A 16,958-nucleotide genomic window follows, 5' to 3' on the forward strand; every position below is an offset into this window, starting at 1 on the left:
CCGCTCGATTTCAACGTTCCGAAGCCGGATGCGCATACAACGACGCTCTTCTGCTCCGGCTCAACGTGCTACTTCTTACCCTTGGCCCAGCGCACTACGCGATACACCACCGGAGGAATGACTTCGTTTGCAATTCTTTTCCGGAGTGGATCTCGCCGGTCATAAAAAGTCGGTGCATACACCGAGGCATGTGGAATGAACTTCTCATCCGGCACCGTGTGAAAGTACGCGGCGAACGACATGCGCGCGCGATCTTCCACCAATACCGGGCGAACCCCGTGAAAGTTCTGGTCGGCAACCTCGAAGATCACCGTCCGATTGAAGATCGGCTCGACAACCCGCTCGCAACGCGAGCCGGTCGTATCCCAGAGCTCCAGCTGGCCGCCATATTCTGGCTTCCAGTTCTTGTTCAGATAGGTCAGCATGGCCAGCCGACGGCGCAGGCCGGTGTTCTGATCGATATTCCGGTCCGCATGCACGTCGAACTTGCCGCCCTTCGGCACAACGTGAAAGCCCGCGCCTCCCATATAGGGGTCGGGCAGCAGAGACCATATATCGGTCAGCTCCGTGAGCAGGTAAAGGAACTTCGCGGAGTTCACAAACGCGGAGAATTGGTAGCCCTTCTCTTCAAACTCAACGGCCGAACGCAGATTCGACTTCGCCAGCCGCTCCCGCCGCTCATGCACCCACTTATCGTCCGTAAGCGGAGGAATTTCATTCAGGACGCCGTCCAGGACCTCATCCGGGAACATGTTATCGATGACCAGGTGGGGAAACGGCTTGGCGTTCTTATACTGCTGCTGCAGCTCCGCGGTGCTGACCGGCAGCTTTATCTTGCCCGCCATCATCGTCATAATGCCTGTCTCTTGCATCGTCGCCATCATCGTTCCTTTATTCGCGGTGTTCTGGGTTGCAGGTCAGGATTGCAAAGTTTAGATCGAGAGGAGGGAGTTAGACACAATGGATCATCCAGGTGCACGCTTACCCGCGCCAATCTGAACCCTGCTGCATCATTACTGTTCTGCTTGCTGGACCTGACGAATCAAAGATGATCGGAGCTGCCCGTCACTACAGGACCTCGATTGCGGCACGCTGAGGGAGGCGCATCGCATGTCTTTCAGAGGTACGGGCTTCGCCCCTTTCAGTCACATACCGCCCTTCACTCGGCCGGCAGCGATCTGCGGTGCTGTCGAGAGCGTATCGCGAGTTTATCCCGCCTCACTCTCGTTCTGATACTGACAAAAGTACTAAACGCGACAATAAATTGTTATCCCCGGATGGTAATAATCACCACGATCTTTGGAATCCGGAAATGGGTCGCACTTATGTAACTGTTACCAGGGTGTATCGACCTATTCGGGGATGCAGCGTTGCTGGGGCAAATTGGCCCAGACGAGGCGGAGTCCGAAGACTGTGGTGGGCCCACCGTCGAGGGCGACAACGAAGTATGGGCCAATTTGCCCCGCAACCCGGAGGGCCGGGGCCGATTTTTTCCGCTCTCCTCGTCACTCGTCGCTCGCAGATGTCCAATCTGCGTCGCTCCTCGCTCCTCGATAGCGGAAAAAATCGGCTCCCGGCGCTCGCTCCTCGAATAGGTCGATACACCCTAACGGTGACTCCCGATGGTCTCCAGATAGGAACGCACTCCGGTGGCCACAATCTGGATGCCAATGCACACCAGAATGAACGAGGAAAGCCGCATCACCACGATGGTTCCCGTCTTGCCCAGCAGCCGTTCGGCACGCCGCGCATAGCGGTAACAGATATAGATCACCAGGCATACCAGCAGGGCGCCGGCAATACCCGGAATCAGGACACGAGGGGATAGAAACGCCAGACCGCCGCGTTCCGCCATCAGGTGCGCGCCCAGCGTGATGGCCACCGAAATCGAACCCGGCCCTACCGTGATCGGCAGCGTAAAAGGATAGAACGCATGGTCGATCAGATTCGATCCATCGTCTCCATCCGTTCGCGCCTTCCGCGCATCCTGGTTCAATAATGACCAGCCCGCGACCGTCACAATAAGCCCTCCGCCGATCTGCACCGCGTAGATGGAGATGCCGAAGAACGACAGCACCTCGACACCCCACAGCATCGATGCGACCAGCAGCACTACGCTGTAGATAGCAATCTTCCGCGCCAGGATCGCCTGGATCCGTTCATCGACCTCACCGACAAGGCCGCTGAAGATCGCAGCACTGCCGAGCGGGTTCACGATAGGAAACAGCGCGGCCACAACCAGCACCGTTTCTTTCAGCAGGAATGTAATGTCCAAAGAAAGATTGCTCACCATTTCGAAGTCTAATCGAAGCTGCGGCCGTTTCCCTGCTCTATCTCTTCCGCTATCTCATCGGCGTATAGGCAAAAAAAAGACGCTCCGGTTGGGAGCGTCTTTCTACCTCTGCAGTCTTCTCCTCAGTTTCGGGGAGATGCCGGCCCATCAGGCTTCGGCATGCTGCAGAACCTCTTCGCGCACCGCTTCGTCTTTACGCTCTTCAGCCAGGGACTGCGGCAGCGCAATCCGAAGCACATCCTCGATCCGGCTTGCATAGTGGATCGAGACACCATCAGTCTGCTCCGGCATCAGGTCTTCTTCCACATTCTGGCGATTGTCCGCCGGAAGAATGACCGTAGTGACCCCGGCACGCTTGGCAGCCAGGAACTTCTCCTTGATACCGCCGACCGGCAGCACATTGCCGCTCAGCGTGATCTCTCCGGTCATCGCGGTCAACGGATGCACGGGGCGATCGGTCATCAGCGAAACCAGCGCTGTCGCCATGGTCACGCCTGCCGAGGGACCGTCCTTGGGAATCGCGCCGGCCGGGACATGGATATGGATGTCCACATTGCTTGTGAACTCCTCATCGAGCCCCACCTTGCTCGCATTCGAACGAACCCAGGTCAGAGCGGCCTGCATGGATTCCTGCATCACCTCGCCGATCTGCCCGGTCATGGTGAAGCCGCCCTTGCCCTTCATCTTGTTGGCCTCGATGAAGAGCACGTCACCCCCAGCTGGAGTCCAGGCCAGGCCCACAGCGACGCCTGCGCGCTTGGTACGTTCGGCAATCTCTGTATCCACCCGCACCTTGATGCCGCCCAGGAACTCCTGGACGATCTCCTTGGTGATGACCAGCTTTTCCGTCTTGCCCTCGGCGATGCGCCGCGCCTGCTTGCGGCACACGGTCCCAATCAGCTGCTCGAGTTTACGCACGCCGGCTTCCCGCGTGTAATGCCGCACGATGTAAGAGACTGCCTCGCGGGGAAAGTCGATGTTCTCCTCCGTAATGCCGTTCTCCTTGATCTGCCGCGGAATCAGGTAGCGGAATGCAATGTGCGTCTTCTCCTCTTCCGTATAGCCCGTCAGGTCGATGATCTCCATGCGATCAAGCAGCGGAGCCGGGATCGGATCGAGCTGGTTGGCGGTGCAGATGAAGAGCACCTTCGAGAGATCGAACGGCTGGTCGAGATAGTTATCCCGGAATGTGTTGTTCTGCTCCGGATCGAGAATCTCGAGCAGCGCCGACGACGGATCGCCACGGAAATCCCGGCCGAGCTTATCGATCTCATCCAGCATGAACACAGGGTCGTTGGTCCCCGCCCGGCGCAGGTTCTGGATGATCTGCCCCGGCAGCGCTCCGATGTACGTCCGGCGATGTCCGCGCAACTCTGCCTCGTCGTGCATGCCGCCGAGCGAAATGCGCCGGAACTCACGGTCAAGCGCCTTGGCGATCGAGCGGCCAAGCGAGGTTTTGCCCACACCCGGAGGCCCGACGAAGCACAGGATCGGTCCCTTCATATCCGGCTTCAGGCGACGGACAGCAAGATAGTCGAGAATGCGGTCCTTTACCTTCTTGAGATCGTAGTGGTCCGCATCCAGCACCTCGCGTGCCTTTGCAATATCGACAGCGGAACCTGAGGATTTGGCCCACGGCAGCACAGCCAGCCACTCGATATAGTTCCGCGTCAGGGAGTAGTCCGCCGCCATCGGGGACATGCGCTGAAGGCGGCTCAGCTCCTTCAGAGCCTCTTTCTTTGTCTCCTCGGGCATACCTGCGGCTTCGATCTTCTGACGCAGCTCCTCGATATCCTTCTGACCCTCGTCCTGTTCGCCGAGTTCCTTCTGGATCGCCTTCATCTGCTCACGCAGATAGTAGTCGCGCTGCGACTGCTGGACCTGGTCCTGCACCTCGGACTGGATCTTGTTGCGCAGCTGCTGTACCTCGAGCTCCTTTGCCAGGTGCTTGTTCAGGCGCTCGAGCCGCGCGGTGACATCACCGGTCTCCAGAAGCTCCTGCTTGTCCGCCGTCGAGAGAAACGGTAGCGAAGAGGCAATGAAATCCGCCAGACGGCCGGCATCGTCGATGTTCATCGCGATGGTCTGCAGCTCATCGGAAAGTGTTGCCGACGCGGTGACGATCTGCTGGAACTGGGTCAGCACATTGCGCTGCAGGGCTTCCAGCGCAGGCCCCTTGGCCGGCATGATCTCCGGCACCGCTTCAACCGAGGCGGTCATGAACGGCTCAGTCTGCGTGAAGTTGCCTACCTTCACGCGCTCGGTTCCTTCTGTAAACACAAAAAGGCTCTGATTCGGCATTTTGACAACCTTGTGGATCGTCGCCAGAGCGCCATAGGTATAGAGATCCCCGGGCTGCGGTGTGTCGATGCGTGCGTCGCGCTGCGCGACCACGACAATCGACTTCTCCTCCCCGAGGGAATTGATCAACTGAATCGAGCTCTCCCGGCCCACTGTGAGCGGAAGAACCGCATGCGGAAACAGGACGGTGTCCCGAACCGGAAGCACGGGAAGAGTCCGCTCCCCGGGGCGATCCTCACGCTTGACGCCTCCGGGTTGAATCACGCTTACGAAATCGCTGGCCATTGAGTGCCTTTCTATCAAATTATTAGCTATTAGACGCAGCAATCATCATTCGGTCGCAAAACGCCGCCAGAAAGATATAAGTAGATGTCTTTTCTGTAACTTGCGAGGTAGGGCAAACTGTTCCCGCATGCCCGGCGCCGGATTTTCGACATTTCCATCGATTCCCATAGGCCCCGCAGCCTCCTCAAAAGAGTGGGATGCCATCGCCGTGCTGGCCGTTCGCCGTCCTATGCCGACGCAAACACCATAGGCCACCTCTTTCGTCATCGACAATCTCTCAACGGGCAATCAACCATGCGCAGGCACACTCCGGCCCGCACGTCCCAATTAGGAAATTGCGATCATGCTTTCTGACCGGCGATGCGCCAGCTCTACTCTGCTTCGGGATACGCTGTCACGTACCGTCCCAGTTCCCTCACCATGGAACAATGGCCGGCCAGCAGCGCCAGCGCCTGCTCTGCCATTTCCGGCGAGCTCAGCTGGTAATCGGTATAGAAGATGTAATGCCAGGGGCTGCCCGGCACAGGCCGCGATTCGATCTTGGTGAGGTTGACACCGAGACCGGCAAGCGACTGCAGCGCAGCAACCAGGCTTCCCGGCCGGTTCTGCACCTCGAAGGCCACGCTCACCTTATCGGCAGCGGGGGAAAGTACGGCCTCGGCTTTTCGCTTCACCAGAAAAAATCGCGTGTAGTTCTGCGCCGAGTCTTCCAGATTGCGCTCGAGAATCTCGGCCCCATAATGCGTAGCCGCTCCGGCTCCGGCAATCGCTGCCCCGGTACGATCCTCCTGCGCCATCAGCTGCTTTACGCTTCCCGCTGTGTCATAGGAGGCACGCGCGGTGATCTGCGGATGCCGAGCAAAGAAACGCCGGCACTGCGCCAGCGCAATCGGATGCGAGTAGACACTGCGGATGTCCGCAATCGTTGTTCCAGGCACCACGATCAGATTGTGATGGATCGGAAGCAGGTACTCCCGCTCGACCAGCACTTCGTGCTGCAACAACAGGTCGTAGTGCTCGAGCACCGAGCCCGCCAGAGCATTCTCGATCGGGATCACCGCTGCATCCACTCTGCCGTCTGCCAATGCGCCGAAGACTTCGGCAGAAAACGCGCAATGGACCACGATGCACTCCGGCACCATACGTACGGCTGCTTCGTGGCTGAATGAGCCCGGTTCTCCCTGAATCGCTACCCGCATTCTGCTTCCTCGAATTTTTCATTGTACGGCAACCCAATTCGAACGCCGCGCACCTTACCTCTCCTAGCAGGTCGCTGCTAAAGCGGCCGACTCTAGGAGAAAAAACACGATGCTTTGGACAATCTTTGTCATTCTTCTTGTTTTGTGGCTGGTGGGTCTGGTGAGTTTCCACGCGATTGGCGCGTACATCCACATCCTGCTGGTGATTGCTCTCGTGGTGCTGCTCATCCAGCTCATCAGCGGACGGCGGACGCTCTAGTCAGCTCCTGCCCTTCTACCGCCGCGTTCGACCCCTCCCCCGCGGCGCATCCTTAACCCCAAAGAACGACTGACCGTAAGACTGGAGCGAATGATGAACCGAGACCAGATAAGCGGAAAGATCGATCAGGCCACTGGAAAAGTAAAAGAAAAAGTTGGAGAAGCGACCGGTAACCAGAATCTTGCCAATCGCGGTGTTGCTGAACAGATGAAGGGCGCGGCAAAAGAAACCTGGGGCGATCTGAAAGAAGCCGCTCACGAGACCGCGCACGACCATCGTCGCGAAGCAGAAGCTCAGGCAAACGAGACCCGCAGCAAGGTTTCCGGCGCGGTGCAGGACATCAAGCAGCGCGTCCAGGGAAAGATCGATGAGCATAAAGAGGCGCACCGCGAGCGACGTCCCGCATAATGCTCGAGTTCCCTCCCCGAACGCCAAAAGGCCCGCGCAATAAGCACGGGCCTTTCGCTTCCTTTTGCCGACAAGCGCTACCGATGCAGCATCAGGTCCGCTGCGACAAAAAGGAAATACACCACCGAGATCACGCCGTTCATTGTGAAGAAGGCCGCGTTCATCCTCCGCAGATCGCCCGGCGAAATAATCAGGTGCTCATAGCACAGAAGCACGGCAACGGCGGCAATTCCCACATACGCCACAGGCCCCAGCGCAAAGGCATGCGCCAACACGATCAGCAGAGCCAGCATCGCAACATGCATGAGACGCGCAATCCAGAACGCCGCTGTTACGCCGAAGGTCGAAGGCACACTGAACAGGCCTTCCTTACGATCGTGTTCCACATCCTGGCAGGAATAGAGGACGTCGAACCCGGCAACCCAGAGCATGACGGCAGCGGTAAGCAGGATGATGCGCGTATCCAGACTGCCGCGCACGGCGATCCACGCGGCAGAGGGTGCAATCCCCAGCGCGATACCCAGCACCACATGCGACCAGCGCGTCAGCCGCTTCATGTAGGAATAGGAGAGCACGACCAGCAGCACCAGCGGGCTCAGCAGCAGCGTCAGACGATTCAACTGGCTTGCAGCCAGCACGAAGAGCGCAGCCATCACCAGCGTAAAGCCACCGACAAAACTCCGCGACAGCAATCCGGCGGGAATCGCCCGCATGGCCGTCCGTGGATTCGTCGCATCGATGTCGGAATCTGCCCAGCGATTAAACGCCATCGCAGCTGAGCGCGCCGTCACCATGCACACGATAATCCACGCGAGCTGCTGCACATGAGGAATACCCCGAGCCGCCAGCATCGCGCCCGTCAGGGCAAAGGGCAGCGCAAAGATCGAGTGCTCCCACTTGATCATCTCCAGCGTGACACGCACATTGCGAAAAAAAGCCATGTCTTCAGTGTAGCGAATGAAGGCGCCATGGCCTGCTGCGCTCAAAAAGCAAAGGCCCTCTGCGAACGAGGGCCTCGATCGAAAGAAAAAGCGAACTTTACTTTTCGTTCGATCCGTTGGCTACCACCAGGTTATTCGTCACGTGGAAGACACCGGATACGGTATTCGCCCGAATCCCCGCGGCATCCTTATCCGCCTGCGAGTCCACCACGCCGTACAGCGTCACATTGCCGTTCTGTACGGAGATGCGGATCGGCTTGCCCGGATCAATCGCATACTTGTTCAGCGAGGGGAAGCCGTAGATGGCGCGGAAGGCCGCAATGCGGATGCGATTATCCATCGGAGATAGCGGATCCACCTGGATATCGTTGACCACATCCTTCACGCCCTTGGTATTTGCCGCAACAGCCACAGCCGAGTCGGCGTCCACCGGACCGAAGGCATGTCCGGAGAGCGTGACCACTCCGCCCTGCACCTGCACAGCAATGGCATTGAAGGCCGTTGTGCCATAGCCTACACGGTCGTACTGAATCGCTTTCACCAGCTTCGACTGCAGCTCAGCATCCGGGACATCGGGGCCGGCTATCTGAATTTCATTGTCCACGCCCGTCACACCCTTGACCCGGTGCACGCGCTTGTCCGCGTCTTCCTTGGTGTCAAAGACATCCACCGTGCCTGTCAGCTTCACCACACCATTTGCAACTGTTACCTGCACATTCTTGAACTTAGACTTATTCAAGGCCTTATTGATGACTTCTGCCCGCAGATTGTTATCTGCAGCCATGGTCTGCGCCACCGCTACGCCGGTGCCGGAGGCTGGTATGAGGTTCGGTCCAAGGAACAGCAGAAATCCAACAACCGCCGTCGTTCCGCGCATTGCTACTCGCATTTCCTCTTCCTCCTTGCTGGTTTTTAAAGCTATCTGACTGCTACCGCATGCGAAGAAATCCGCAGGACCAGCGTATTGCCCGTGCCCGTTACCATACGGTAAAACGGTCATGTTACGCCAGCATCATGAAATATTCAGCTTATAACTCAGCGATAGCGTCGCCGCACCTTGAACAGCAGGCTGAACACGCCCGACTCATCGCGGACTGCCAGAACCGAGAAGTTCTCGGTGAGATTCCACTGTGCCTGGATGAGCTGCTGCGCCGTCGAGTTGACGTTGGTCGCATAGGTCAGCGTGGCATTCTTTGAAACCTGTTGCTGCACCGTAATACGTGCCGTCGAATCGCCTGTACCACTCACAAAGGTCGGATCAATCTTCACGCTGCCGCCGCCAAAGAGCTTCTGGATGCGGCTGCTGACCGTAGCATTCAGCGCTCCGCCAAGCAGTGTGTCGGCAGTCGAATTCACGCCCGCAGAGGCCTGCATGTTCGAATAGATTTGCTGCTCTTCCTGCGTGCGCCCCAGCGCCAGCAGCGAGAAGATATCTTGCTCGGAAAGTGGAGGCTCCGACCGGAAGGTCGGCGTCCATTTCGAGGATGTGCCGGTAAGTCCGACGGTAATGTCGTAGTCTTCCACTCGCGCAGTGGCGCTCAGGTCAATCGTCGGCTCAATGCGCAGCGGGTTATTGAAGTAGATATCTCCGTGCTGTAACTCATACTTCGTTCCCGCAAAGGTTGCACTGCCCTCTGTGACCGTGATGTGTCCCAGCACGGAAGGCTGCGCCAGGGTTCCTCGCACCCGAAGATCCACATCGCCGGCCAGCTTTGCCAGGGAGTTCTGGAAGTCCAGCTGAGGCGCGGAGACAATGTGCACATCAAGGCGTAATTTGTTCGACGGTGCGTCAGGATCGGGAGGCAGCGAGACCGAACTGTTCGACGAACTCAACGACGTGAGATCGAGATCCGATCCGATGACAAAGCGTGTGATGGTTACCGTGCCGCTCAGCAGCAGAGAGGCCTGCGTGCCCTGCAGCCGCATCTTCGCATCCGCCATCGAGCTCACGCCCTGGGGATAACGGATACGCACGTCTTTCGCGGTAGCGCTCAAATCCGCGTAGAGCCCCTGCTGGTAGGTCATGAAGCCCCCCAGCGTGATCTTGCCGCCGCCGCTCACCGCAGTCAGATTTTTTACATCCAGGCGATCCTGGTCGAAGGCCAGCGTGCCGTTCATCTGGCTTAGACCATTCGGGAAATCCTCAAGCGCAACGGCCACGTTGGTGAACTTCACCTGCCCTGTCAGCCCTGGGCGCTTGAGTGTCCCTCCCGCATCCACGTTAAAGTCCACGTGCCCGGAAGAGGTCAGGTCCTTATCCAGCACCTGCGCCAGTTTCATATTCACGGAGCCTGAGGCATGCAGATCCAGCTCACGATCTTTGTCGAATACCCCCATCGAACCGGATGCGCGGGTGTTCGTATCTTCTCCCGTGATGTGCAGCGGATCGAGATGCAAGACACCAGCCGATAAGGTTGCATGCAAATCGCCATCGCTCTTGAGCGGAATGCCTCCGAGTGCGACCTGGAACTGCGAAAAGCGCGCATCGCCGGAGAGCTGCTTCGGCTGCTTCAACGGGCCGCTCACCGTCACGGCTCCGGCAATCGTGCTGTGCACCTCCACACCGCGCACGGCCAGCGATGTCAGGATCGGCTCCACATCCAGCCCGGTCAGGTTCAGCTGCATTTTGCTCTGATAATCCCCCGCAAGCTGGACCTGACCGTTCACCTGCAGCGCCGCATCATTTAAATGCGCATTGCCTGTCAGCAGCAGCTGCTGTCCCTGAGTGTGCGCAGTCAAATCCATAGAACCGGTGGTGGCCTGCGCGAAGTTCAGCTTCGCCAGATGCAATGCCGCCTGCAGGTTCGGGTGCTCGACCGTGCCGCTGCCCTGCGCCTGGAAGCTCACCAGGCCGGAGATGGGGTATTTCCCGTTTTTCAGCCGCTCGATGTGCGCAAGATCGAATCCCTCTCCCTGCGCCTGCACATGAAAGCTCTTCGCGTGATAGTTATAGCCGCCGTCGCCGGTCAGCTTTCCGCCATCGAGCAGAAAAACGAGATGCTCCGCGTCGATCTCCTGCCCGGAGAAACGCAGGTCTGTATTGAGTGTGCGATACGGCTCTCCATATACGGAACCACCGGCAACAGACAGGTGACCACCACCATTCAGGTTGCCGAGCGTTCCGCTTACACGGGCCTGCAGATTCACGGTGCCAGTCACCGGCAGATCCTGTCCGGCGAGTCTCAGTAACTCCGGCACGGCAGCATTCTGCATCGCTACATCCGCGCTCACCACCGAGTCGTCATCGAATTCGCGTCGGTTGCGTGAAAGTTCGTGTGCGTGCAATGCCCCGCTCAGATGTACCGTGGTCTTGCCCTGCTGCACCGAGCCATTCTCGAGCGCAATCAGGTCAGAGGAATAGGTAGCGTGCCCGGAAGCCGCATCCACATGGATCGTCTGTCCGGGCGCAGGCGTCCCATTCCCTGCTGCCGGCGTATTCTCTGCCGGCAACATCAGATCGAAATTCGACGCTTCCAGCTGGCCATCCACTTTGGGGTCGAGAATCCCCTGCGAGATTGTGCCGTCAAAGGACGCCTGCCCATGCAATGCCACCGGAAGCGCCTTGACTCCATGCTCGCCGCGCGCTGCCACTCCCAATACGGTGAGTGTCCGGTCGAACTCCGCCAGATCGTTCGTCGTGAGCTGCACGTGCAGACTCGAATCCTGGGTAATCGGATAGACGCCCAGATTTCCTGACACCGTAAAGTGCGAGCCCGGGGTCTGCCCTTCCAGACTCCGGATGCTCACCACTCCGGTCACATTCGAGTAGCCCGCATCGATAGTGCCAGTCAATGGCACCTCGCCAGCCATAGGGCGGCCAGAGGGCGCGAAGGACATCTTCACATTGCCGGTAAAGGCCTGCGGCGAGCCCGTCCAGTCCACGCCTGCATCGCCATTGACCAGCGTATCGAAGCCCAGATCCTCAAAGTGCCGCGGGGCCACCATCCCCATCACCGCGCGCAGCGAGACCCCGCGTATCTTCGCGCGAATAGTCGTCTGCTGCTTGCTGCGATCCGCATCCAGTTTCTCTGCCTTGCGAATGGCACGCGTCGTCGCCGGAGGCAGATTCGGCACCAGGTTCGACGGCACCGGATTCAGCCAGTTGTGAATATGCATCTCGGCATCGACCAGTCCTCCCACAGCCAGACGCGCATGCACGTCCGTCAGATCGATGGAGTCGCTATCCAGATGCACCTTCGTATCCGCACTCACACCGGCCAGGTGGATCGTCGCAATGTGATAGCCGCCATCCTTCACCCCGGCGCGGCCATTGACTTCAAACTTCGACCGTGTCCCCTGGCCGCCGATATCCAGGCTCACCTGCCCTTGATCGAGCCCCGGGATATCTGCAATCGCATTCACCTGCCGGATATCGAGATTGCCCTGCAGCTTCGCCTTCCACTGCGGGTTTGCGAAGTCATCGAGGGAGGCTGTCCCGGTCAGCACCGATTTTCCTGTCTCGAGCCGCAGGGAGGTCACGTCCACAGCATTGCGTTTCAGGCTGGCATGTACTTCCACCTTCGAATGCACCGGGGCAGCTTTCCCACGCACAGCCACCACATCTTCGGCCGCAATCTCGCCGTCATATCGTTCCTCCGCGGCAGCGTTCTTCGCATCCAGAGGAGCCGGGACAAATGTCACCTTCACCTGCAAATGATCCGCTGTGACATCGAACGGCACAGCACGCTGCTCGACCGCCTGCTCATCCAGCAGAAAGAGGCCGTCTGTCACCTCCGCCCGCTTCACTGCCAGGTCGAAGATCGTATCCATCACCGGCTTGTCGCTCTTCGTCGCCACCTTTGGATGCGGCTGATTCGTCGTTCCGTCGGCGTACACAATCAGGTGCACCACAGGGTGGGTCACGGTCAGCGCGTCGAGCGAGATCTTCGGCCGCAAGAAAGAGACGATACTGACATCCACCCAGATGCGATCCGCATGCGCATAAGGTATTTCTCCCGGTCCTTCCAGTCCGTGAATCGTCAGGTTATCTGCCTCGAACTGCAGATCCCAGAACTTCCAGTGGAAGGCTCCAAGCTCCACGCGGCCGCCTGTCGCTTTTTCGAGGACCGAGATGAGTTCCTGCCGCACGCGATTGGCAAACTCCGGCGTGCTTGCATACCAGGCCACGCCGCCGATCACCACCATCAGCAGTACCAGCAGGCCAGACACAACCCGTCTTATATGCCGCCAGGAAGACTTCTGCGGCGGTGTCGGGTCCTGCTGTTCAGCAGTCTCTTCCTGCTCGCTCACTTAGTCGTCCTCCTCGGTATCCGTGCCCGAACCGCTGCTCTGTCCGTATGCCGGATCGAGCACCTGCACACTGCCCTCATCCCGCAATGCCTTCAGCCAGTCATGCAGCGTCTCGTTCACATGCTCCTGTAGGAGCACCTCCTGAATACGCGACGAGAGCTTGTCCAAAGGAGGCGGCTGTGTCCCGGATTTGGTGAAGCTGGGCACGATGGTCTTCTCGTAGTAGTCCGAAATCTCCTTGCTTGAAATGCGAATACCGGTGCGAAAACGAACATCGATGAACTTCAGAATCTGCATTCTCTGCCGCCAGTGCGTCAGCACATCGGCTTCCGTCAGATCGTTGGTCGCCAAAAACTTCTTCCACCCATCTTCGGTCGTGCAGTCGTATTCCTTGCAGGCCGGCAGGCTCTTACGCATCTCCTCGATCTGCTTTGTTACCTCTGCATCGGTAATGCCAAAGCTCTGCTGCTGTTCCTTCATCTGCTGCAGGATAAGGGTGCGGCTCACCAGCCTGCGCATTGCCCTCTGCAGCGAATCGCTGCCCGTCGGCACTCCAATCGGCTCAAGATGCGCGAAGTGCATCTCCTCCTGCACATCGCTCTCGAGGATCACATCGCCATTGACGATGCCCACCACCTTGTCGAGGACCACCGCTCCGGCCATGCCCCCTGTCGCCTGCGCATGCAGAGAATGCCCGCCGGCAGCAATCGCCAGCAACAGCGCAATATGCAGTCCGCGTCTCATCAGAACGCCTGCCCGATGCTGAAGAAAAAGTTGAAGTGCCCGGCATTACCCACGTAGGGAGGAATCGACGCCCCGCTCGACGTCGTTCCATACGTAACAATCACCGGATAAATAGGCGGATTCAGGTTATAGCTGAAGTCCAAGCGAATCGGCCCGATCGGCGTGTGATAGCGCAGGCCAAGGCCAAGAGCATGAGAAAAATAGTTGAAGTTGCACGTGCCGGCAGCGCCTGTATCCGCATTCGTGACCGTCTCCTGGTCGGCCGCGTCCAGGTCTTTGCACGTGCTGCTATGCGGCTGGCGCGTGCGCAGAAAGCTGGGCCAGATATCGGACGACTTCGAGAACACGTTACCCATGTCATGGAAGAGCACAAAACCCAGCGCATTTCCGAAATATGGCAACGTGGGATTCGGGAAGCGTATCTCCGTGCTGTTTACGAAAACGCCTGCGCCCCCAATAGGAAAGCCCGTCAGCGAATCACGCGGTCCCGCAGCATTGATGGAAAAGCCGCGCAGCGATTGCGCGCCGCCCGCATACAGGCGCTCCGGCAGGGGAATCACCTCATATTTCGGATCGCCGAAGGCGCGCTCAAACCCAAAGCGGGTGCTGCGCGCAAGCACATACTTCTTCTTTCCCAGTACGTAATAGCTCGAGTTCGTTGCGTCGAAGCGGTTGTAGTTGGCTTCTGACGAGAACTTGCTATCGGTAAAGAACTCTTCCACGCTCGTGTAGGTTCCGCTCTCGGCATCGAGTGGCGAAGGACGCCGTGTATCGCGGATCCACGTGATACCTGGTCCAGCCACGCGCACCGGCTCCGATACCAGCGGAATCTCATCCGGAGCCACCTGCACGCTGTCAGGATTCACCTTCACACGGCGGTAGGTGAACTGATAGATCAATGTCTCCGGCTTCGATGGCCTCTGCGTCAGGCGTACCGTACCTTCGAGGCGGGACGCTGCGTAGGTCGTCACATCCTGCGCGTTGGTATAGCCGCCGCTCAGCGAAAAATCGAACTTGCGCGAGTTGAAAATATGCGGGAAGGAATAGACCAATGTAGCCATCTGCTCCAGCGAGCCGTATTCGGTGCGCAGCGTCAGCGACTGGTTCCTGCCCCACAGATTGATGCGCGACACATCGAAGAGCACCAGCGCGCTCGCACCGGTGTTGCCGTTGGAGCTGCAGCTCGATTCATACGTAGCTGGATTGATTCCCAACTGCACCAGGCTCGCCGGATTCGGGCAGTTGGTCGAAGGATTGCCTGTCTGCGCCTGAAAGCCGAATCCATAGCTGATATCCCAGCGCCGCGCTTCGGTGAACTGCAACAGCACATTCTTGCGCAGCTCATCGCCGTTTGGATTCTGCACCACGGCATTCACTTCATTGAACAGCGTCAGGTCATACAGCTGCCGTTGCGTCTCGAGCAGCGCGGACTGATCCAGCGGATCGCCGGGATGCACGAGCACATGCGGCTGGATCGTCGACGTCCGGGTGTAATCAAGACCGGAGATCAATACCCGGTTCACATACACACGCTCACCCTCGCTGATATTCATCGATACGTCGATCAACTCGGGGTGATCCGTCTCGGGCTTTTGCACGATGTTCAGCTGCGCCGCATCGAATCCATGGCTGAAGTAATAGGTGAGAACGGCATCGCGATCGCCGGAAATTCCCGCGGAAGAGTACGGCTGTCCCGACTGGACACTCATCAGTCCCTTCAGCGTCTCCAGCGGCACCTGCTGATTGCCCACAATCTGGTATTTGCCGATCTTCTGCTGTGCGCCTTCGTCGATGATGTACGTGACATCGAGACCTTCCGGCTTGCCTTTTGCCTTCGGTGGAACAGTCTTGATCTCCGGCGTCACCTTCACGCCGCTGAAACCATTGCTCTGGTAGAGCGCCGTGATCGTGTTCACATCCGCCTGCACCAGGGCCTGGCTATAGCTGCCGTGTTTCTGCAACAGGCTCGCCTTGTATACCCCCAGCCGCGGTTCGAGGATATCGCTGGTGAAATACCGGTTCCCCCGCATACGCACCACGGTTACCGTATGCCGATCTCCCAGCTTTACATCGAATGCGATCTGCGTATGCGCCGGGTTCGACATATCGCGTGTATGCGACACCTGCGTCTCGAAATATCCCTGCCGCTGGTAGTAATCCCGGATGCGGCGATTCCCCTCGTTCAGCAGATCCTCATCGACCGAGCCTTCTTCATACACAGGAACCAGGGTCTTTATCTTGCCCGGGCTCAGTTTCACGCCGTTCACAGTGATCGAGACCAACGGTCCCTGGCTCACCAGAAACTTGTAATTGAGCCGGTTGGTCGGTGGTGTGAACTGCTTGGACTCGAGGCCCAGGCTCGCCTCCAGCCGCTGATCCTTCTCATAGTTCTTGCGCAGATTGCTCAGTGCGCGGCTTACCGTATCGCGCGTGACCTTCGAGCCTTCCTTCAGCTTGCCCTTCTTGCGGAAGCGCTCCATGGTCATGCCCGAGTCACCATCCACGGATACCGCTCCCACACGCGTCTGCTTGCCCGACTCTACATTGAAGGCGATATCGGTCTGCGCATCCGCCGTATCTGTGCTCATCGTCCGCGTGATCTTCCCCAGGTAGTAGCCGTTCTCCTCCAGCGTCTCCTGAATCAGACCATCGGCCCGCGTCAGCTTGTTATCCGTAAACACCGTTCCGGGGCTCAGCCGCGTCGAACGCTGTAGCTGATTCGAGAGCCGGTCGCTTTTCACGCCACTGATCGTCACGCGCCCGATAAAGAACGTCGGCGTCCCGCGGAAGATGAGCTTCACGTGATCGCCGGTGCGCACGCCGGCCACCTCGATGGTCTTATACAGTCCCGTCTGATAGAGACGCCGCAGGCTCTGCCGCACATCGGCGGCGGAAAGCGCATGCCCGGGCTGCAGCGGCAGCATCTCCGGCAACGGCTCCAGCCGAGACTGCTCGATGCCCTCGAAGTTCACCGAATCCACCTGCAGACCGACCCACGCCTCGATGCTCTCGGTGGCCGCTGTGGAGGGCTGAGCAATCTTCGCCGGACGCGTATCCCCGTCCACCACTGCGGCAACGCCATTGGCAGACGCCCCCGCCGTTGACGACGGCACGCCGATGGTCCCGGGGGCACCCTTGGTCTGAGGCTCCGATGCGTTCAGAGAAGCAGGTGTTCCGGGCGCGCCCTGCGTCTGCGCCTCCGCAGCCCCGGTCTGCCACAGAACCGACGCCATCAGAAAGCAGAACGAACGCCTCCATGCCTGCCTCGAAGCCCGTCC

General features: G+C 58.8%; 11 protein-coding genes. 2 read left to right on the plus strand and 9 right to left on the minus strand.

Annotated elements, in window-relative coordinates; translation table 11 throughout:
- Window positions 1-68 precede the first annotated feature (68 nt).
- From ESZ00_RS12140 to pheA, 4 genes are all read right to left on the minus strand, one after another.
- Window positions 69-881: a 2OG-Fe(II) oxygenase gene (locus tag ESZ00_RS12140; RefSeq protein ID WP_164981491.1), complete on the minus strand. Its 813-nt coding sequence runs from the start codon at window positions 879-881 to the stop codon at window positions 69-71.
- 725 nt (window positions 882-1,606) lie between these two features.
- Window positions 1,607-2,275, minus strand: coding sequence for a MarC family protein (locus ESZ00_RS12145; protein ID WP_204520205.1), 669 nt, complete (start codon window positions 2,273-2,275; stop codon window positions 1,607-1,609).
- Between the two features lie 165 nt (window positions 2,276-2,440).
- Window positions 2,441-4,879, minus strand: a complete 2,439-nt coding sequence (gene lon / locus ESZ00_RS12150; RefSeq protein WP_129208530.1) for an endopeptidase La — start codon at window positions 4,877-4,879, stop codon at window positions 2,441-2,443.
- Between the two features lie 371 nt (window positions 4,880-5,250).
- Window positions 5,251-6,078, minus strand: a complete 828-nt coding sequence (gene pheA / locus ESZ00_RS12155) for a prephenate dehydratase (protein ID WP_129208531.1) — start codon at window positions 6,076-6,078, stop codon at window positions 5,251-5,253.
- 109 nt (window positions 6,079-6,187) lie between these two features.
- Here pheA and ESZ00_RS12160 point away from each other — a divergent pair, with 109 nt between their 5' ends.
- Window positions 6,188-6,337 carry a lmo0937 family membrane protein gene (locus tag ESZ00_RS12160; RefSeq protein WP_129208532.1) on the plus strand — a complete coding sequence of 50 codons (150 nt, stop codon included), beginning with the start codon at window positions 6,188-6,190 and terminating at the stop codon, window positions 6,335-6,337.
- Between the two features lie 93 nt (window positions 6,338-6,430).
- Window positions 6,431-6,745, plus strand: a complete 315-nt coding sequence (locus tag ESZ00_RS12165; protein WP_129208948.1) for a CsbD family protein — start codon at window positions 6,431-6,433, stop codon at window positions 6,743-6,745.
- A 77-nt stretch (window positions 6,746-6,822) separates the two neighbouring features.
- Here ESZ00_RS12165 and ESZ00_RS12170 read toward each other — a convergent pair whose 3' ends face one another.
- The 5 genes from ESZ00_RS12170 to ESZ00_RS12190 all read right to left on the minus strand — a co-directional run bounded on the left by ESZ00_RS12170 (window position 6,823) and on the right by ESZ00_RS12190 (window position 16,913).
- Window positions 6,823-7,686: a UbiA-like polyprenyltransferase gene (locus tag ESZ00_RS12170; RefSeq protein ID WP_129208533.1), complete on the minus strand. Its 864-nt coding sequence runs from the start codon at window positions 7,684-7,686 to the stop codon at window positions 6,823-6,825.
- A 97-nt stretch (window positions 7,687-7,783) separates the two neighbouring features.
- On the minus strand, window positions 7,784-8,575 hold the full coding sequence (locus tag ESZ00_RS12175; RefSeq protein WP_229741223.1) for a BON domain-containing protein: 792 nt from the start codon (window positions 8,573-8,575) through the stop codon (window positions 7,784-7,786).
- 146 nt (window positions 8,576-8,721) lie between these two features.
- Window positions 8,722-12,936 carry a translocation/assembly module TamB gene (locus tag ESZ00_RS12180; RefSeq protein WP_129208534.1) on the minus strand — a complete coding sequence of 1,405 codons (4,215 nt, stop codon included), beginning with the start codon at window positions 12,934-12,936 and terminating at the stop codon, window positions 8,722-8,724.
- The gene (locus tag ESZ00_RS12185; protein ID WP_129208535.1) at window positions 12,937-13,680 is read right to left on the minus strand and encodes a SurA N-terminal domain-containing protein; all 744 of its coding nucleotides are present in this window, start codon (window positions 13,678-13,680) and stop codon (window positions 12,937-12,939) included.
- Window positions 13,680-16,913 carry a POTRA domain-containing protein gene (locus tag ESZ00_RS12190; RefSeq protein ID WP_129208536.1) on the minus strand — a complete coding sequence of 1,078 codons (3,234 nt, stop codon included), beginning with the start codon at window positions 16,911-16,913 and terminating at the stop codon, window positions 13,680-13,682. Before ESZ00_RS12190 ends, ESZ00_RS12185 begins: the two co-directional genes overlap by 1 nt.
- Between the last annotated feature and the right edge of the window lie 45 nt (window positions 16,914-16,958).

It is taken from the genome of Silvibacterium dinghuense, from assembly GCF_004123295.1.
Taxonomy (GTDB): domain Bacteria; phylum Acidobacteriota; class Terriglobia; order Terriglobales; family Acidobacteriaceae; genus Silvibacterium; species Silvibacterium dinghuense.